The sequence below is a fragment of the Oceanobacillus phoenicis genome, from assembly GCF_047238145.1.
GTDB lineage: Bacteria > Bacillota > Bacilli > Bacillales > Amphibacillaceae > Oceanobacillus.
On the sequence record NZ_JBDFME010000001.1, the window covers coordinates 813,033 to 830,249 of the forward strand.

General features: G+C 35.3%; 20 protein-coding genes. 10 read left to right on the plus strand and 10 right to left on the minus strand.

Annotated features, from left to right (window positions below; genetic code table 11):
• Positions 1-117: 117 nt before the first annotated feature.
• Positions 118-858 (minus strand): glucose 1-dehydrogenase, encoded by a 741-nt coding sequence (locus tag ABC346_RS04445; protein WP_413233718.1) that lies wholly within the window; start codon positions 856-858, stop codon positions 118-120.
• A 155-nt stretch (positions 859-1,013) separates the two neighbouring features.
• Here ABC346_RS04445 and ABC346_RS04450 point away from each other — a divergent pair, with 155 nt between their 5' ends.
• The gene (locus ABC346_RS04450) at positions 1,014-1,607 is read left to right on the plus strand and encodes a TetR/AcrR family transcriptional regulator (protein ID WP_413233719.1); all 594 of its coding nucleotides are present in this window, start codon (positions 1,014-1,016) and stop codon (positions 1,605-1,607) included.
• Here the strand turns inward: ABC346_RS04450 and ABC346_RS04455 are convergent.
• Together ABC346_RS04455 and ABC346_RS04460 are read right to left on the minus strand one after the other, a co-directional pair.
• On the minus strand, positions 1,600-2,493 hold the full coding sequence (locus ABC346_RS04455; protein WP_413233720.1) for a serine hydrolase domain-containing protein: 894 nt from the start codon (positions 2,491-2,493) through the stop codon (positions 1,600-1,602). The two genes, ABC346_RS04450 and ABC346_RS04455, sit on opposite strands and share 8 nt — an antisense overlap.
• A 292-nt stretch (positions 2,494-2,785) precedes the next feature.
• Positions 2,786-3,028, minus strand: a complete 243-nt coding sequence (locus ABC346_RS04460) for a hypothetical protein (RefSeq protein WP_413233721.1) — start codon at positions 3,026-3,028, stop codon at positions 2,786-2,788.
• Positions 3,029-3,087: 59 nt separating this feature from the next.
• Between ABC346_RS04460 and ABC346_RS04465 the strand changes: the two genes are divergently transcribed.
• The gene (locus ABC346_RS04465; RefSeq protein WP_413233722.1) at positions 3,088-3,273 is read left to right on the plus strand and encodes a hypothetical protein; all 186 of its coding nucleotides are present in this window, start codon (positions 3,088-3,090) and stop codon (positions 3,271-3,273) included.
• A gap of 94 nt (positions 3,274-3,367) precedes the next feature.
• Here ABC346_RS04465 and ABC346_RS04470 read toward each other — a convergent pair whose 3' ends face one another.
• Positions 3,368-3,532 carry a DUF2197 domain-containing protein gene (locus ABC346_RS04470; RefSeq protein WP_413233723.1) on the minus strand — a complete coding sequence of 55 codons (165 nt, stop codon included), beginning with the start codon at positions 3,530-3,532 and terminating at the stop codon, positions 3,368-3,370.
• A 331-nt stretch (positions 3,533-3,863) separates the two neighbouring features.
• Here ABC346_RS04470 and ABC346_RS04475 point away from each other — a divergent pair, with 331 nt between their 5' ends.
• Complete coding sequence (locus ABC346_RS04475) at positions 3,864-4,922, plus strand: ABC transporter substrate-binding protein (protein ID WP_413233724.1); 1,059 nt, start codon at positions 3,864-3,866, stop codon at positions 4,920-4,922.
• 311 nt (positions 4,923-5,233) lie between these two features.
• Entirely contained in the window at positions 5,234-5,773 is a 540-nt protein-coding gene (locus tag ABC346_RS04480) for a GNAT family N-acetyltransferase (protein WP_413233725.1), read from the plus strand.
• A 74-nt stretch (positions 5,774-5,847) separates the two neighbouring features.
• Here the strand turns inward: ABC346_RS04480 and ABC346_RS04485 are convergent, their stop codons facing one another.
• The gene (locus tag ABC346_RS04485; RefSeq protein WP_413233726.1) at positions 5,848-6,189 is read right to left on the minus strand and encodes a hypothetical protein; all 342 of its coding nucleotides are present in this window, start codon (positions 6,187-6,189) and stop codon (positions 5,848-5,850) included.
• A 425-nt stretch (positions 6,190-6,614) separates the two neighbouring features.
• On the opposite strand from ABC346_RS04485, the gene ABC346_RS04490 reads away from it, so the two are divergent.
• The 4 genes from ABC346_RS04490 to ABC346_RS04505 all read left to right on the plus strand — a co-directional run bounded on the left by ABC346_RS04490 (position 6,615) and on the right by ABC346_RS04505 (position 11,618).
• Positions 6,615-7,733, plus strand: coding sequence for a BMP family lipoprotein (locus tag ABC346_RS04490; protein ID WP_413233727.1), 1,119 nt, complete (start codon positions 6,615-6,617; stop codon positions 7,731-7,733).
• 350 nt (positions 7,734-8,083) lie between these two features.
• Positions 8,084-9,628 (plus strand): ABC transporter ATP-binding protein, encoded by a 1,545-nt coding sequence (locus tag ABC346_RS04495; RefSeq protein ID WP_413233728.1) that lies wholly within the window; start codon positions 8,084-8,086, stop codon positions 9,626-9,628.
• Positions 9,615-10,664, plus strand: coding sequence for an ABC transporter permease (locus ABC346_RS04500; protein WP_413233729.1), 1,050 nt, complete (start codon positions 9,615-9,617; stop codon positions 10,662-10,664). Before ABC346_RS04495 ends, ABC346_RS04500 begins: the two co-directional genes overlap by 14 nt.
• The gene (locus ABC346_RS04505) at positions 10,665-11,618 is read left to right on the plus strand and encodes an ABC transporter permease (RefSeq protein ID WP_413233730.1); all 954 of its coding nucleotides are present in this window, start codon (positions 10,665-10,667) and stop codon (positions 11,616-11,618) included.
• A gap of 69 nt (positions 11,619-11,687) precedes the next feature.
• Here the strand turns inward: ABC346_RS04505 and ABC346_RS04510 are convergent, their stop codons facing one another.
• Positions 11,688-12,143 carry a VOC family protein gene (locus ABC346_RS04510; protein ID WP_413233731.1) on the minus strand — a complete coding sequence of 152 codons (456 nt, stop codon included), beginning with the start codon at positions 12,141-12,143 and terminating at the stop codon, positions 11,688-11,690.
• Between the two features lie 82 nt (positions 12,144-12,225).
• Here ABC346_RS04510 and ABC346_RS04515 point away from each other — a divergent pair, with 82 nt between their 5' ends.
• On the plus strand, positions 12,226-13,140 hold the full coding sequence (locus ABC346_RS04515) for a helix-turn-helix transcriptional regulator (protein ID WP_413233732.1): 915 nt from the start codon (positions 12,226-12,228) through the stop codon (positions 13,138-13,140).
• 260 nt (positions 13,141-13,400) lie between these two features.
• Here ABC346_RS04515 and ABC346_RS04520 read toward each other — a convergent pair whose 3' ends face one another.
• The 4 genes from ABC346_RS04520 to ABC346_RS04535 all read right to left on the minus strand — a co-directional run bounded on the left by ABC346_RS04520 (position 13,401) and on the right by ABC346_RS04535 (position 15,785).
• Positions 13,401-13,757 (minus strand): DUF2200 domain-containing protein, encoded by a 357-nt coding sequence (locus tag ABC346_RS04520; RefSeq protein ID WP_413236508.1) that lies wholly within the window; start codon positions 13,755-13,757, stop codon positions 13,401-13,403.
• Positions 13,758-14,204: 447 nt separating this feature from the next.
• Entirely contained in the window at positions 14,205-14,636 is a 432-nt protein-coding gene (locus ABC346_RS04525; RefSeq protein ID WP_413233733.1) for a hypothetical protein, read from the minus strand.
• Between the two features lie 10 nt (positions 14,637-14,646).
• The gene (locus tag ABC346_RS04530; protein ID WP_413233734.1) at positions 14,647-14,838 is read right to left on the minus strand and encodes a hypothetical protein; all 192 of its coding nucleotides are present in this window, start codon (positions 14,836-14,838) and stop codon (positions 14,647-14,649) included.
• Between the two features lie 506 nt (positions 14,839-15,344).
• Positions 15,345-15,785, minus strand: a complete 441-nt coding sequence (locus ABC346_RS04535; protein ID WP_413233735.1) for a hypothetical protein — start codon at positions 15,783-15,785, stop codon at positions 15,345-15,347.
• 383 nt (positions 15,786-16,168) lie between these two features.
• Between ABC346_RS04535 and ABC346_RS04540 the strand changes: the two genes are divergently transcribed.
• Positions 16,169-17,203 (plus strand): LCP family protein, encoded by a 1,035-nt coding sequence (locus tag ABC346_RS04540; protein ID WP_413233736.1) that lies wholly within the window; start codon positions 16,169-16,171, stop codon positions 17,201-17,203.
• Positions 17,204-17,217 lie beyond the last annotated feature (14 nt).

A 17,217-nucleotide genomic window follows, 5' to 3' on the forward strand; every position in this document is an offset into this window, starting at 1 on the left:
ACAGTGCTCTTTATTTATTAGCACTGTACTGTTGTATGGTTTTGTGATAAGTATTAGTATCTGTCTGTACTTAGTAAACGTATAGATTATGCAAATTTCCAACATATTTACTGGATTTTATGTGCAAATTAATCCTCCATCTACAATGAATTCGGATCCAGATGAGTAGCTAGATTCATCAGATGCAAGATATAAACAGAGATTACTAACTTCTTGAGGTTCAGCAGTTCTTCCAATTGGAATCATTGCAGACATTTGTGCTAAAAGCTCTTGAAGTTCTGCTTTTTCCGTCATTGGAGTTTTGATTATTCCTGGATGAATGGAATTGGCTCTAATTCCATCTTTTCCAAATTCCGCTGCAACTGTTTTAGTCATTCCCCTTACAGCAAACTTTGTAGCGTTATATGCTATGGATTCAGCTTGACCAACCATTCCTGAAATGGAAGAAATATTAACAATAGACCCTTTCTTGGCTTTTTGCATAGAAGGTATTACGTTCTGCATCCCCAAAAATACTCCAAGTTGGTTGATTTTATACGTTTTTTCGTAATTGTCTAATGATACTCCAAGGGTTGGTTCATTTATAACTATTCCAGCATTATTAACTAAAACAGTTATATTTCCAAAATGTTCTTCCGTCTTCTCTACTACTTTTTTCCAGTCGTCAGGATCTGTAACATCATGCTTTATAAATAAGGCTGAATCTCCAATCTCTTTTGCTGTTTTTTCTCCTTCTTCTTCCAAAATATCAGTGATAACAACTTTTGCTCCTTCTTTTGCAAATGTTTTTGCGTGGGAAGCACCCATCCCTCTGGCAGCTCCTGTTATTAGTGCTACTTTTCCATCTAAACGTCCCATAAAAAAATCCCTCCTCAAATATCGTTAAGCGCTTACATTTAAAACTGTGTTACTTTTGTCATTTATAGTATAATTATATATAACTACAAAAACAACTGAAAATTCAATATATTCAACACTATAGTCCTGTTTGTAGATTATTAAGGAGGAGAATTATGTCTCATACAACTTATCCAGATAGACGAGTCGAAAGGACACGTAGACGTTTGCGAAATGCATTTATATCTAACTTGAAAAGGTATGCATATGAAGACATTAAGGTATCCAATCTTACAAGAGAAGCCAAGGTAGATCGAACAAGTTTTTATAATCACTATAAGTCTATGGATCATTTACGTGAAGACGTTATGGATTATGTCATTAAAGATCTCATTACAGCTTATCGTGAACCTTACCAGCAAAAAAAATCCTTTATTATGGATGAATTTGAACCTGACAGTATAACCATTTTTAATGCAGTCTATGAACATAAAAATACTTATGAAATATTAATAAAATCACAACAACTCCCTCTTTTTCAGTATAAATTAACTCAAGAGATTACAAGAGTCGCATTAAATGATTATACTTGTGATTCATCAAAAATAAATTTAACGTTACACTCCATTTTTTACGCTCATGCAATAACTGGTCTAATCGTTCATTGGGTACAAGAAGGTTTCTATTATACACCTCAAAATCTTGCAAAGCAGTTAATTCAAATTATCAAATATACTCCAAGAAATAATATGATTCTTAAATCTACCTAAATACTATATAAGGTAAAATATCGTTCTCGAAGTAGCCTAATGGTCTTGATGATTCATCTTTTATACTGCTTGTAAAAACCGTTACCAATTTGTATTCAGGTGCTACAATAATGTACTGTCCCTCGTACCCAGATGCACAGAAGATATTATCTGTATGATTGCCGAAAGTCATATTCCACCAATGATATGCGTATGCGGAAGTATCATCAATTCTCACTTTAGGAAAGGTAGATTCTTCCACCCATCTAGTAGATACGATTTGTTTAGATTTCCATCTCCCCTTATTTAAATAGAGGGAGCCAATTTTTAGCATGTCACTCGTTTTCATTGATAGACCGAACCCACCAATGCTTATCCCTTGTGCATCTTGGTTCCACCTATAATTTGTGATTCCCAGAGAAGTAAATAAGTGTTTTTTTGCAAATTCTTCTGTAGAGATTCCAGTAGTAGATTGTAGAATGGCACTAAGTAGGTGGGAAGAGCCACAACTGTACACCATTTCATTTCCTGGAGGATGGATCATTTCCTGTTGCAGTACGAAGTTGACCCAGTTTTTACTCGGTATCATACGGTTATTACCTGGCGAGTGTAGCCCTGAAGTCATCGTGAGTAGATGTTTGATGGTGATGTCCTTTTTTGCATCATCTTTATTTTCTGGAAAGTAATCAACTATTGATGTATTAATATCTTTAATAAAACCTTTGTCTACCGCTATCCCAACCAATATCGATAAAACACTTTTGGTTATAGAATAAATTTTGTGTTGCTTTTCTTTCATTTTTCTATTTCGATAGTATTCAAATATAATACGATTATTGCTTTGAACAAGAACGCTATCAATATGGTCTTTTTTTATTTTCTTTTCGAATTCGATTAAGTATTCCATACAAATTCTTAGCTCCTTTTACTTAATTCTCCCCATTAATAAAGTATTATAGTAATTACGTGAATAGAGCCCGTCTATTAACCAAAACACGAGCGAAATGTAAGATTTCTAGTAAATAAAACCCGCCTCAAAATCAAATTACAAGCAAAACACTTTTTACTTTCGTAAATAGAGCACTGATTATTACATTATAGAGTTTAGATTCCTCCATGTCTGCTAGCTGTTAAAATCGTCCGTCGGCAAAGCAAACAGAGTAATATTCGGGTTTTTACATATGAAATAAATCATTTATCTATACTTTTATGCTATAACATCCACATTCGTATTCCTTGAATGTATATTCTTGATATAAAGTTACTTCTTTAAAGTCACTAGTAATAGATTGATATACTTTAATAAGGGGAGCTACATCTTTTTTAGCTAAATTCATTAGTTGTTGTTTGATCTCAACACGTGGTTCTAAACGATATTCATTCATCTCTTCAACGAAATGATTGTGTTCACATATATCATATGTTATCGCTAAATAATGCATTTACATCGAATACCTCCTATATATATCATCTATAAAACAAACCTACTGGAGTGAAGTGCATGTTTAAAAAATACCTCGGCATACTTATTTTTGGTTTTATATTTCTGCTGCTTAAACAAATCATCTTTGATGATCGCATCGATTGGCTGTATACTACTGTTTTTCCAATTTTTCTATACGTAGGTTACATAACTTGGGAGTGGATAAATATTCCGTACAAGTGGAAAGATAGTCAAAAACAATAAAGCAATTAATCTGATTGTAATGCTATATTTACAGCATCGAACGCATGAATTTTTGTTGTATCAAAAATCTATTAGAAAGACGTTCATCATTAAATTATCTAAAGAAATTTTTGATTGCTTCCATACGTATCTTATGACTACAATCTTCACAGCAAAAAATCCTATTGCTTCTTTCCTTAAATTGCTTATATGTTAGTGAACCCTCGTATACTCTGAAAATTTTTTTACAATTATAGCAAAGTGCCTCATAGTAATTCATTGTTACCCCCTATTGATACGTAACCTTTAAGGTTTTATCAAAGAATCTAAATCTCATTATACATCTAACATATGTAAGTCCATCCTCTTTGCAGTTACATGTAGCCACAAAAACTATCAAAAGTTCTCAAAAATATAGATTGTAATTTGATTTTCCTTGGGTAGTAACATCCCCGCTGACTGAAGCTTCACTTTATTTTTTCACAATAATCAAATCCTTTCAAGATATCACAGGCTTTTAAATTAAAAATAGTTTGACAAGTTTATAGTTATAAAGTAATGTTAGTGATAATGATTATCATTATCAAAAAAGTGGGAGGAAAATATAACAGATGAAACCGAGACATTTTATGCTTTACATATTATTAGTAGTTGCAATTTTTGGTTTACTTATGGGGTGTTCGTCTAATGATGACGCCAACTCAGCAAATGCGGATACAGAAGATAACAGTACAGAAGAGACTACAGAAAGTTCAGAGCCAATCGTTATTGAGCATGCATTTGGTGAAACGGTAATTGAAGAAACACCCGAGCGTGTTACTACTATCCAATGGGGGAATCAGGATGTTGCTTTAGCACTTGGTGTTGTTCCAGTTGGTTTTTCTGCAGCCAATTTTGGTGTGGAAGATGATAGTGGTTTATTGCCGTGGACTGCGGAAAAACTGGAAGAATTAAATGCAGAAGATCCGAATGTATTCCAAGATACGGATGGGTTAGATTTTGAAGCGATTGCAGATAGTAATCCAGATGTTATTCTGGCAGCTTATTCAGGAATTACACAAGAGGATTACGATTTATTGACGGAAATAGCTCCTGTAGTAGCATACCCTGTTTCACCATGGACGACTTCTTGGCGTGAGCAAGTTATGATGAGTGCAGAAGGCATGGGTATGAGGGAAAAAGGTGAAGAATTAATTGAGGAAACAGATAATCTAATCGATGAAAAACTAGAAGAGTATCCTGAAATTAGCGGGAAGAAAGTAGCTTGGGTTAACTTCTCTGCAACAGATACGTCGAGCATGCACTTGTATACGCCAACGGATACACGTGTTAAGTTCTTAACGGAAGAATTAGAAATGGAATTTCCTGAAGAGATTTTAAATGAGCTAGAAAATGAAACGGATTATTCATTGAACCTTAGTGCAGAAAATGCAGATATTTTAAATGATGTCGATGTTTTCCTTGGTTATGGTGATGAAGAACTAGTGGAAACCATTCAAAATGATCCTATTCTTGGACAAATCCCAGCGATTAAGCAAGGATCGGTTGCTTTTATTAATGGTACTTCTGAGTTGGGCGCAGCAGGCACGCCGAATCCACTTGCTATATCTTATACAATCGATGAGTACTTAGCATTAATTAGTGATGCGCTGAATAACGCTGAGGAGTAAAAAGTATAATGATGAAGGTAAAATAATTTGTTTTTTCTTAAATGGTATATTGAACGAAAAAGGGGCGTTTGTGGCATAAAAAGCCACGATAGCCCCTTTTAATAATTTTGTGAAGTAGAGTAGAGACATGTAATCTTTATAAACATCAATACGTTATAAAAAAAGGTGTACATCGTGTGATGTTTTTTGCATTGTAGCAGGTAATATTGAGGAATTATACGTGATGAAGAAACATAGCAACAAACTGTGCTATACTTATCATTAATAATAGATGGAAAATTTAGATATTTACTCTAAAAGGATGTGGTTTAATGAAATTACAAACTGACCGATTATTGATGAAACCTTTTGAAACACATCATTTGAATGATGTGTTTGAGATTTATAATGATGATACGACGTGTCAATTTCTTTTGCATGACAAATGGACAGATGAAAATAAAGAAAGGAGATTTGAAAGGAAATTAAACCATAATCAATTAACTAATGAAAATACCTTGAACTTAGCTGTTTTAGTAGGCACTAAAGTTATTGGCGATGTATCGGTATGGTACACAGATATGAAAGATACTGTTGAAATTGGTTATACGTTTTCAAAATCTGTGTCTGGAAAAGGATATGCAACTGAGGCGGTGAATGCTCTAATCGATTATTTATTTGAAGATGTACAAGTTCATCGTATTCAAGCAAATTTAGATGCACGAAATATAGCATCCCGAAATCTTTGTGAAAGAGTTGGGATGAGGAAAGAAGCCCACTTTGTACAGGATTTTTGGAATAAAGGGGAGTGGACGGACAGTATAGTGTTCGGCATGCTAAAATCGGATTTAAAAAAACGCGAAAAAAATTAAGAATATAGATTTCTGATTTTTTGATGGAAATAAACAATAAAACAACTTCATTTTAAAGAAAGAGAAATTGATTCTTACTTTCTCTCCTTTCTCTTAAAAACTTGTCCTTTTTCATGTTTCCGCCACTTTACAATATTATATAAGAAGTCTAGCAGGCAAAGTAATATAAACATCACTCCAAGAACGGTATATTCGGTTGGGGTTAAATCTGTGACCCAATATACACCAATATACACTAAGATAAAAATGGGAATATTCCATAAGGATCGAAACATTTTTCTGCGGTACGTTAATTTATGGTAGATGAGAACAAAACCTTTATCTACTTTTTCTGTATGCTTATACTTCTCATGCATAATGAAATGTATGATTGTAGCAATTATAAAAGGTGTAATAAAATACAATAATATACTCATCTATGCCTCCTCCTACTAAAATGTGATTTCTAACTGCTTCTTTATCGAACAATTCCCTAAATAGGATTACCTAATCATTTTTTCCTTTTTCATCCTAAGTTTCTAAAAGTCTATAGAGATAGAAGAAGTTGCTAGGGACATAGGACTAGTAACTTCTATTTGACAATATGTTAACAATAAGATAACAATTTGAAAAATATTTTTTACAATAGTATTTCAAATTCCAAGTAATAGTGGTAATATAAATTTTGTATTTCGGATTCTTTTAGCAATGTTTCTAATTGTTTATTTTAAGGGGACAATTTATTGCTATATACTCATAGATAAATAGAATAATTGAGTATAAAGATCGAAGTAAAAAGGAATGGTCTAGTTATTATCGGGCGTTTATTCCTACATAAAAACTCAAAACAGGAGGGAAAAAGATGAAGAATCATAAGTTTTTGTTGTTTGTTTTGGTTTTAACTTTAGGTCTGTTTTTAGCTGCTTGCGGTAGTTCGGATGAAGGCGAAGAAAGTGGTGCAGAAGGAACAGAAGAAGATACAAGCGGTGAAGGTGAAGCAACTGCTAGTGGCGATTATAGTATTGCCATGGTAACAGATATCGGTGGAGTAGATGATAAATCATTTAACCAATCTGCATGGGAAGGTATTTCTGCATGGGGAGAAGTAAACGGTTTATCTAAAGGTGATGGATTTGATTATGCGCAGTCTTCGGACAAGGCAGATTACATGCCAAACTTAACTCGTTTTGTACGTGATGAATATGATTTAGTTTATGGAATTGGATTTGAGTTGAAAGAAGATATTCAAAAAGCTGCAGAGCAATTTCCAGATACTCATTTTGCTTTAGTAGATGATGTAGTAGAAGCGGATAATGCAGTAGGTATTACATTCAGTGAGCACCAAGGTTCTTTCTTGGTTGGCGTAGCTGCAGCAATGAAAACAACTACAGATAAAGTAGGTTTCGTTGGTGGAGTAGATTCTCCGTTAATTAAAAAATTTGAATCCGGATTTATTGCAGGTGTTAAATCTGTAAATCCTGATATCGAAGTTGATGTACAGTATGCAGAATCATTTGCTGATGCAGCAAAAGGTAAATTGATTGCAACAAACATGTATGACAGCGGCGTAGATGTTATCTATCATGCTTCTGGTGCAACTGGTAACGGTGTATTCAACCAAGCAAAAGATATTAAACAGAATGACGCAGACCGCGATGTATGGGTAATCGGTGTTGACCGTGACCAGCACGAAGAAGGTGTGATCGGCGATCATAATGTAACGTTAACTTCTATGGTAAAACGTGTAGACGTTGCTGTACAAGACCTTGCTAATCGTGGTATGAATGGAGACTTCCCTGGTGGAGAAATTCTAGAGTATGGAATTGAAGATGATGCGATTACGGTTGCTACTACAAATGAAGAAGCAATGACGGAGGATATCATTTCTGCAGTGGAAGAATATCAAGAGAAAATCTTAAACGGTGACATTGAAGTTCCACATACAGAAGAAGAATTAACTACATTTTTAGATTCATTATAAGAAATAAGTAGTGTGTTAGAGAGATATAAAAATATTATTTAAAATACAATGAAAAAGGTTTTTCCTGCTTTTAGCTTAGAGTATGTGAAACGAGCGATCTTGAACCATCTCTTGCTTCCGACAAAGAAGCATAGATGGTTTGATTTTTAGCAGAGACTTCGTATCCCTTTTACCATAGAGTGAAAGTCATCATAGGTTACATTTCATCATGATGTTGATGCCGTCCAGTCACTACGTTTCTATGTGCGCTATGTTATTAGTTAGTAAAAGCCTTTTTCTTATAATTAATTTGTATATTCCTTGCTGTTCGAGGTTGTGAATCAAACGTTTTATTATAGGAGTGAAAACGAGTGGATTATGCAATTGAAATGTTGAATATCAGAAAGGAATTTCCAGGTATTGTTGCTAATGACAATATTACTGTGCAATTGAAAAAAGGGGAAATTCATGCTCTCTTAGGTGAGAATGGAGCGGGTAAATCGACATTAATGAATGTATTATTTGGATTGTATCAACCGGAAAAGGGCGAAATTCGAGTAAATGGGAAAAAGGTTAGCATAACCAATCCCAATATTGCGAATAATCTCGGGATTGGCATGGTGCATCAGCATTTTATGTTAGTCGAACCTTTTACAGTTACACAGAATATTGTGCTCGGTAGTGAGCCAACCAATAAGTTTGGCAAGATTGATTTATCAAAAGCAAGACAGGAAATACAAGCGTTATCTGATCAATATGGGCTTCGTGTTGATCCAGATGCGAAAATTAGCGATATTTCTGTTGGGATGCAACAACGTGTGGAAATCTTGAAAACACTTTATCGTGGAGCAGAGGTGCTCATATTTGATGAGCCAACGGCTGTATTAACACCACAGGAGATCAGTGAATTGATGGTAATTATGCGATCCCTAATTAAAGAAGGTAAATCGATTATTTTAATTACCCATAAATTGAAAGAAATTATGGAAGTGTGCGATCGTTGTACCGTCATTCGTAAAGGGAGAGGCATTGGGACTGTTACCGTAGCAGATACCAACACTACTGAATTAGCATCGTTAATGGTAGGACGTGAAGTGAGTTTTAAAACCGAAAAAACTCCATCAGAACCGAAAGAAAATGTTCTCGAAATTAACAATCTCTTTGTACGAGATGCGAGAAAAGTAGATTTGGTAAAAGGGCTGGATTTAACGATTCGTGCCGGGGAAATTGTTGGGATTGCCGGTGTAGACGGCAATGGACAATCAGAATTAATTGAGGCGATTACTGGGCTGAGAAAAACAAAGTCAGGATCGATTCAATTACATAATAAACCGATTGCAAATCTTTCGCCAAGAAAAATTACGGAAAGTGGTATCGGACATATTCCACAGGATCGCCATAAATATGGACTTGTATTGGATTATTCGATTGGAGAAAATATTGTTCTGCAAACGTATTATCAAAAGCCGTTCTCGAAAGCGAAAGTACTGGATTATAAATCGATATTTGAAAAAGCGAAAAGCATTATTGAAGATTATGATGTACGTACGCCGAGTGTCTATACAAAAGCACGAGCATTATCTGGTGGAAACCAGCAAAAAGCGATTATCGGCCGTGAAGTCGATCGTTCGCCGGCATTGTTAATTGCTGCACAACCAACGAGGGGGTTGGATGTTGGTGCAATTGAGTTTATTCATAAGAAATTGATTGAGGAACGGGATAAAGGACGTGCGATCCTTCTCGTTTCGTTTGAATTAGATGAAATTATGAATGTCAGTGATCGTATTGCCGTGATGTTTGATGGCAAGATTGTTGCCGATGTAAAACCAGAAGAAACGAATGAACAAGAGCTTGGTCTGTTAATGGCAGGAAGCAAAGTGGACAAGGCAGGTGAGACAAGCGATGACATCGAATAATAAATTATTTGGATTATTAGTTCCGGTTATTTCGGTTATTATTGGTTTACTGGCAGGAGCTCTCATCATGCTGTTTTCTGGCCATGATCCGATTCAAGGATATGCTGCATTATGGAATGGTGCATTTGGCGATGCCTATACGATTGGCGAAACCATCCGTAGAACAACACCATTAATATTAACTGGTCTTGCCGTTGCTTTTGCATTTAAAACAGGGTTATTTAATATTGGTGCAGAGGGACAAGTAATTGTTGGTTGGCTAGCTGCTGTCTGGGTTGGACTAGCGATCGATGCACCGATGATTGTCCATCTACCACTTGCGATTATTGCTGGTGCATTGGCTGGTAGTTTGTGGGGATTTTTGCCTGGTTTGTTAAAAGCGAAATTAGGTGTACATGAAGTTATCATCACGATTATGATGAACTATATTGCATTGTTTATCACAAATGACATTATACGAAATGTATTAACCGATCAAAATACAACCACAGATTCCATTGCAGGAACGGCTTCTTTAGCATCCGAGTGGTTACAGAGCATTACATTTTACTCTCGCGTTCACTATGGTATTCTGATTGCACTAATTGCTGCATTCATCATGTGGTTTATCATTGAGCGTACAACCTATGGGTATGAATTGAAGTCTGTTGGCCACAACCTTCATGCATCGAATTATGCTGGGATGAATGTGAGTAAAAATATCATCCTATCCATGGTAATTGGTGGAGCATTTGCAGGTCTTGCTGGTGCAATGGAAGGGCTAGGTACTTACGGGAACATTTCTGTGATGGCTGGATTTACCAATCTCGGATTTGATGGAATAGCAGTAGCGCTACTTGGATCCAATAATGCGATAGGGGTTGTGTTAGCGGCAATTCTTTTCGGAGCGTTAAAAGAAGGTGCCGGAGAAATGCCGACAGCTGCAGGTGTACCGACAGAATTGGTAGACATCATTATTGCATTAATTATTTTCTTTGTAGCATCAAGTTATCTTATTCGCTGGGTAGCACTGCGCTTTAAAAAGGAGGAAAAATAGATGCTAGATATTTTACAATCCATTGTTCCAACGGTTCTATTTTATTCAGCACCTCTTATTTTAACAGCGTTAGGCGGGGTATTCAGTGAGCGATCTGGTGTCGTGAACATTGGATTAGAAGGTTTAATGGTTATGGGGGCGTTCGTTGGTATCGTATTTAACCTGACGTTTGCCGATGTATTTGGAACGTGGACCCCATGGGTATCAATTGTTGTAGCAATGGTAATTGGTGGATTATTCTCTATCATTCATGCGGTAGCATCTGTTACGTTTTACGCGAATCAAGTGGTTAGTGGTGTGGCTATTAACATGCTTGCGCTCGGTGTTGGAGTTTACTTGACGAAGGTTTGGTATGATAAAGGGCAAACCGACATGGTAAGCCAACCATTTTACACAACGAATATTCCACTACTTGAAAAGATTCCGGTTCTTGGACCAATCTTTTTCCAAGGTGTCTATGTTACATCTTACTTAGCAATTATTCTCGCGTTCGTCGCATGGTATGTCTTATATAAGACGCCATTTGGCCTACGTCTTCGTGCAGTCGGAGAACATCCAATGGCTGCCGATACAAATGGAATAAAAGTAGAAAGAATGCGTTATGTTGCGGTTATTCTCTCTGGTGTGTTGGGGGGATTAGGTGGTTCAGTATTTGCACTAACGATTGCGTCTAATTTCTCAAGCTCAACCATTGTTGGACAAGGATTCATGGCACTCGCGGCCGTTATCTTTGGAAAATGGCATCCACTTGGAGCAATGGGCGCAGCGCTATTCTTTGGATTAGCACAAAGTCTGAGTGTGGTAAGTTCTGGTGTGCCATTCTTAGCAGATGTCCCGCAAGTGCTACTTCTTATCGCACCATATGTATTAACGATATTAGCATTAGCAGGATTTATCGGAAGAGCGGATGCACCTCGAGCAAATGGTGTGCCGTATATTAAAGGCAGTAGATAATATTATTTAGAAGACAGACCTGCGTGGGGGCAGGTCTGTTTTTTACTTTGCTATTCTATTGATACATGCTTAATTAATGAAATTATCGAGAAACTTACTTGCCTCACTATTAAATTTCCACACGACACCAAATTTATCAACAATCATTCCAAAATTTGCTGACCATGGTGTAGAAGATAACGGCATGATTATTTTACCATCTACAGAGAGAGCCTCAAATATTTGTTTATTTATTTCCGGATCAGCATCAATGATACTAATTAAGAGATTATTACCTATTGATGTTTTGCCAGTTACTGCTTGCATAGAAGGTAAAACATCAGACATCATTAGAACATTTCCTAAAAACTCAATACGAGACTCCATTATCATATCTTGCTCTTCTTCTGTTAATGGAGCACTTGGATCTTGACCGAAAGCACCAAACTTTACCTTTTTCACGCTTGTTGCTTGTAATGCTTTTTCATAAAACATTAATGCTTCTTCTGCCTTCCCATCAAATTGTAGATAAGCTATTGTGTTCATCTTATTATTCCTCCTTTTTTCTTTACAATTGAAGTATAATGAGATATAGATGACATATGTATGTCGTATATCGGAGGAGTATATGAAAAAAATTGAGCGACTTATCTCAATAGTTATGATCTTGCTACAAAAAGATGTAGTTTCTGCATCCCAATTTAGCAGTCTGTTCAATGTGACCAAGCGAACAATTCAGCGTGATATGGAAACATTAGGATATGCAAGTATTCCCATTTATGCAGTATATGGTGCTGATGGAGGGTATGCGCTAATGGAAGAGTATAAATTCGACAAACGATTATTGAATAACATTGATATTGAAAATATACTCGTCGCATTGGGTGGTTTTGAGCAACTGATTACGAATCAAGACATTCAAACAACGATTCAAAAAATTAAAGGAATGACCATCAGAGAATTCTCTCCGAAACTTGATTTAACGTTCTATGAATGGCCAGGAAGGAGTCAAATCAAGGAAGATGTAGATTTTATTAGGCATGCAATTGAAAATGATTGGTTATTATCGTTTGCGTATGTGGACCCAAAAGGAAATAAATCGAATAGAGTAATCGAACCATATAAAATACATTTGAGCGAGATGCATTGGTATCTGGTTGGTTATAGTTTAGAAAGAAAAGATTATCGAACATTTAAATTGACGAGGATATTAGATATACAAAGAAACGGATTTTTTGTCCCGAGGTCAGGGTCAGATGAGGAAGTTAAGAAGACCATACAACACTACGAACAACTACATCTAGTGAGTGTACAGATTTTGATAGATGTTTCTGTAAGAGATCGGTTTATAGAGAGGTATGGGAAAAACACCATTAAACAACAGACTTCAGAAAGTTACCTTGCGACAATTGAATTACCTCAAAATTCATATGCCTATCAGTTTTTAGCTGGATTTGGAAGCAAAATTAAAATTATAAAGCCAAGAAACTTTATCACTAGCTATGTGAAATTTTTGGAAGAAACAGTGAATCTTTACAAATAAAATGAGGTTAGGTCAATTTGGTTAATCTAGATATTGGCGTTAAAACGGTGCTTGAACATTTGGTATTTGGTACTCAGACGAATGGAGCAAGGCATAGGTGAGATCCCGAAATGTGGGGCTCACCAGCAGCCCTTGGATAAGCGGAGTTTATTTCTTGAGACGAATTTTCAAAACCTGTTTGTACGGACTTATCTTTGGTTAATACTTTTGCTCCACTATTATGATTGGTTTTTTATCCACTCTACATAAGAAGTTTTACTTTAAGCTGGTTTTCGTAATATTTTTTCCATCGCTTTGCCTTTTGCTAATTCATCGATTAGCTTGTCTAAATAGCGAATTTCCTGCATGGTTGGCTCTTCAATATCCTCCACTCGCACACCGCAGATGACACCTTTAATCAAAGCTCGTGAATCGTTCATTTCCGGAGCTTCGGCAAAGAAGGTCTCAAAGTCTGTCTGTTTTTCTAGTTGCGCATCTAATTGCTCTTGGCTATATCCAGTCAACCAGCGGATGATCTCATCGACCTCTGCTTTCGTGCGATCTTTTCGCTCCGCCTTCTTGACATAATGGGGATAGACACTTGCAAAACTCATGGTATAGATTTTATGTTTAATCATCATACACATCCTCTCATTGGTTGTTTTTGTTTATTTTATCATGAAATGGGTGGAGGAGGTGGGAATGAATCGATTGATGTGATTCCAAGAAATGTTATAGTGACTGGATTGGATCAATTTGAGTTTTAGGAAGCTTGATTTCCCCTGCGGACGGTTGGTTTTATCGGTGTTAAGGATGTATCTTTACAGGAGAAGTGTAACTCTGCGTTGGGAAATGAGTGCTCTATTCACTAAAAAAGTAGAGAAAAGCTTAAGTTTGGTTAATAAACGTCTTCTATTCACTAATATTCTTCGATTTCTGCTCTACTTCAAATTCTGTTATTTTTGAGCAGAAGTCGCTGTCTTCCATTTCAATCAAAACCCATAACTTGAATAGAAATATATAATGGAGCATATCTATGATGAAATCTTTGCAACCTGAAAATAAATAATGTAGAAGTTCAGCATTTATTTATCAAGCTGTTCTGAACGTTTTTTACGTAAGTAATGGGCATAAGTAAAGGGAACGAGAAAACATATAAATATTACACTACCTACAATAATAGCGTCTGAAATTTTACCGCTGTAAAATAGTTGGATTAGCCCTATAGCAATTCCGATAAAAGCGATAATCATAACAGTTAGATAATAGGGGAATGGCTTTTTGGGCATTTTCGTATCATCATAGACATCCATCGATACTCCAATATTCAAGAAACTTAATACTACGACTGTTATGATAAATAAAAACCACAGTGGGTTTCTGGTGGCTTCTGTAAATCCGACTGTTATCACATCATAAAGTAAAATAGCTAATATCCCAATCGTTTGTACAAGAAAAGCAACTCGAATATTTTTCAAGTTTTTGATAATTAAGCGTTCATCTTTCATTTTCTTCATTGTTTCCTCCTCAATTCGCCGTGTTTTTTCTAAACAGAAAGTACATAAGTGCCAGTAAGAAAATAATAACGAGTATAGACTTCATCGGAGTAGGCTCTCCTAATAATGAAAATATGTTTGGAATGGGTACACCGATCCATTTTATAAAAGCGATAATAATTAATCCTGTAATGATTCCAATCGTTGCGTATTTTATTTTCATACAATCCCCCTTTTAGATCCAGCGAGGTACAGTCGGAAAGATAGTAATCATAAGTAGAATATACACCATATAAACCTAATATATTAATTTCTACATCTTCGTTATTCATTCCTTTTTATTATTTTATGTTCCTAAAAAAACATTAGATATAAAGTCGTATAAATAGGAAGGGATATTCGGAAAAAATATGCTTGAACCCCTGCTACCTGAAAGCAATTCATTCCATTTTTGTATAAAGATACTCACAAAGAAACAAAAAAAACCCTTTAAGTTCTTTAATGTAAAAGAGACTTAGAAGGGTTATCTTAATCAGAACTACTCTAAACTATGAATATTTTGATACCTAAGATATTTCTCTCGTATTTGATCTGTAATAATCGTTACATCATTCATTTCTGCAAATTTGAACGGAGAAACTTGATCGAATTTGGAGGAATCGGCTAGTATAAATGCTTCTTGTGCATGTTTGATGCTTCAATTATATGATTCTTTTATCTAAGACACTACTAGTCATTGCCCAACCTGCGTAGATGCATATAGCGAACAATGAGTATGAATAAAACAAGGAACAGTTGAGAGCCAACCCATAACCAACTAAAGAAATTAGCTATTAAGTTTATTACTAGAGTAATAATAAGAAGAATAACTGAAAAACTGACTAAGATATTCATGAGTGTACGTTCTGCTTTCCTGTTAGGCTTTACATTTTTAATATCTATCCCTTTGCGTTGTCTCCATTTCTTTCCGATTATTTTAAGCAACGAAAAGCTGATAATGAAAAAGATGACGAAGATAAATAACATTTGCCATAATGAAAAGTAATCTCGCAGAAATGGGGTAGCAAATGCCCCGATAAATGCATATCCAAATACGATATATCGGTCAATAGTTGGTGTGAAGATAGGACTGTTAATATAGCGCAGGGTACTTTTCCCGAGGAAGCTCATAGAAGGGTATCCATCCTTTCTTTAAAAAGGTTTTAATGTCAGAAGTGAATATTCATGAAGCAACTTATCTACAGTATCCATTCCCTAAAATGAGAAGTGTAACCTTTTATTTATAACCATCGTTTTTGTGCAATGCTTATTGTAAATTTCTATACGATAATTCGAACAGGAATTTGGTTTGGGAACGTAAGAACAAAGAAGAATTAGAATAACATATATAATTAAAAATGCATCATACTGTAATTCAATGCACATAATTACCACAATTATTCCGTATTTATTCATTTTTGTAATCTATACATAATTTGAATGTTAAATAAACAGTAGTAGAATTAATACTCTAGTACTTTTACATTAGTTTTTCTCAAAAAGGAGTTTCTGTAATGAAGAGGAAAGAATATAGAACTAGGGTTGAAAAAAATCCAAAGAAAACGAAAAAGATCATAGCCATTGTGTTGATTCCGATGCTATTACTTATCGTCGGAGGGTTATCATATGCAGGATATATCTACGGTACAACAAAGAATGTAATGGATGATTCTTATGAAGATAATGGAAGAAATAAATCTAACCTACGCGATTCGGAAGTTGAAATTGACATGGACAACATAACCATATTAATTATGGGTGTGGATACTGGAATAAAAAGAGGCAATGAAGACAGATCAAGAACGGATTCGTTATTACTTGCATCACTAAATAAAAAAGATAAAAGTGTTGATTTACTTAGTATACCACGTGATTCTTATGTCTACATACCTAGCGAAGGGAAAAATGATAAAATTGCCCACGCTCACGCCTTTGGAGGTACGATAGGAACAATTGACACGGTAGAAAATATGCTTGATATCCCGGTAGATTACTATGTAAAGCTTAATTTTGATTCTTTTGTTGACGTCGTGGAATCTCTCGGTGGAATTGAAGTCGATGTACCTTATGAATTCACGGAATCAGACTCTAATGATAAAAAGGATGCCATTCATTTAATGCCAGGAGAGCAAACACTCAATGGCGAAGAAGCGTTAGCATTCGCTCGAACAAGAAAACAAGATAACGATATCGAGCGTGGTAAAAGACAACAAGAAGTAATTAAGTCTATTGCAGATAAAACTCTATCGGTAGACTCTCTATTTAATATAGATAAAGTAATTAAATCAGTTGGTGAGAATATGGCTACAAATATGTCATTTTCAGAAATGAAGAGCTTGTTTTCCTATGTTGCAAAAGGAGACGGTTTGAAGATTAACACACTTAACTTGAGCGGGAGTGATAATATGTCTAATGGGGTATATTATTGGATGTTAGATGAGCAAAATTTGAGTAATATTGAAATAAGGATGAAAGAACATCTTGAAATTGATAGACCGAGAGATAATAAAATGGATAATCAAGAAGAAGAAGTATTAAATAATCTATAAAACACAACAACGAA

Excerpts from the sequence above, each read along its gene's own strand:
- ABC346_RS04445 (WP_413233718.1), bottom strand. The coding sequence starts at position 858 with ATGGGACGTTTAGATGGAAAAGTAGCACTAATAACAGGAGCTGCCAGA.
- ABC346_RS04450 (WP_413233719.1), top strand. The coding sequence starts at position 1,014 with ATGTCTCATACAACTTATCCAGATAGACGAGTCGAAAGGACACGTAGA.
- ABC346_RS04455 (WP_413233720.1), bottom strand. The coding sequence starts at position 2,493 with ATGGAATACTTAATCGAATTCGAAAAGAAAATAAAAAAAGACCATATT.
- ABC346_RS04460 (WP_413233721.1), bottom strand. The coding sequence starts at position 3,028 with ATGCATTATTTAGCGATAACATATGATATATGTGAACACAATCATTTC.
- ABC346_RS04465 (WP_413233722.1), top strand. The coding sequence starts at position 3,088 with ATGTTTAAAAAATACCTCGGCATACTTATTTTTGGTTTTATATTTCTG.
- ABC346_RS04470 (WP_413233723.1), bottom strand. The coding sequence starts at position 3,532 with ATGAATTACTATGAGGCACTTTGCTATAATTGTAAAAAAATTTTCAGA.
- ABC346_RS04475 (WP_413233724.1), top strand. The coding sequence starts at position 3,864 with ATGAAACCGAGACATTTTATGCTTTACATATTATTAGTAGTTGCAATT.
- ABC346_RS04480 (WP_413233725.1), top strand. The coding sequence starts at position 5,234 with ATGAAATTACAAACTGACCGATTATTGATGAAACCTTTTGAAACACAT.
- ABC346_RS04485 (WP_413233726.1), bottom strand. The coding sequence starts at position 6,189 with ATGAGTATATTATTGTATTTTATTACACCTTTTATAATTGCTACAATC.
- ABC346_RS04490 (WP_413233727.1), top strand. The coding sequence starts at position 6,615 with ATGAAGAATCATAAGTTTTTGTTGTTTGTTTTGGTTTTAACTTTAGGT.
- ABC346_RS04500 (WP_413233729.1), top strand. The coding sequence starts at position 9,615 with ATGACATCGAATAATAAATTATTTGGATTATTAGTTCCGGTTATTTCG.
- ABC346_RS04505 (WP_413233730.1), top strand. The coding sequence starts at position 10,665 with ATGCTAGATATTTTACAATCCATTGTTCCAACGGTTCTATTTTATTCA.
- ABC346_RS04510 (WP_413233731.1), bottom strand. The coding sequence starts at position 12,143 with ATGAACACAATAGCTTATCTACAATTTGATGGGAAGGCAGAAGAAGCA.
- ABC346_RS04515 (WP_413233732.1), top strand. The coding sequence starts at position 12,226 with ATGAAAAAAATTGAGCGACTTATCTCAATAGTTATGATCTTGCTACAA.
- ABC346_RS04520 (WP_413236508.1), bottom strand. The coding sequence starts at position 13,757 with ATGATTAAACATAAAATCTATACCATGAGTTTTGCAAGTGTCTATCCC.
- ABC346_RS04525 (WP_413233733.1), bottom strand. The coding sequence starts at position 14,636 with ATGAAGAAAATGAAAGATGAACGCTTAATTATCAAAAACTTGAAAAAT.
- ABC346_RS04530 (WP_413233734.1), bottom strand. The coding sequence starts at position 14,838 with ATGAAAATAAAATACGCAACGATTGGAATCATTACAGGATTAATTATT.
- ABC346_RS04535 (WP_413233735.1), bottom strand. The coding sequence starts at position 15,785 with ATGAGCTTCCTCGGGAAAAGTACCCTGCGCTATATTAACAGTCCTATC.
- ABC346_RS04540 (WP_413233736.1), top strand. The coding sequence starts at position 16,169 with ATGAAGAGGAAAGAATATAGAACTAGGGTTGAAAAAAATCCAAAGAAA.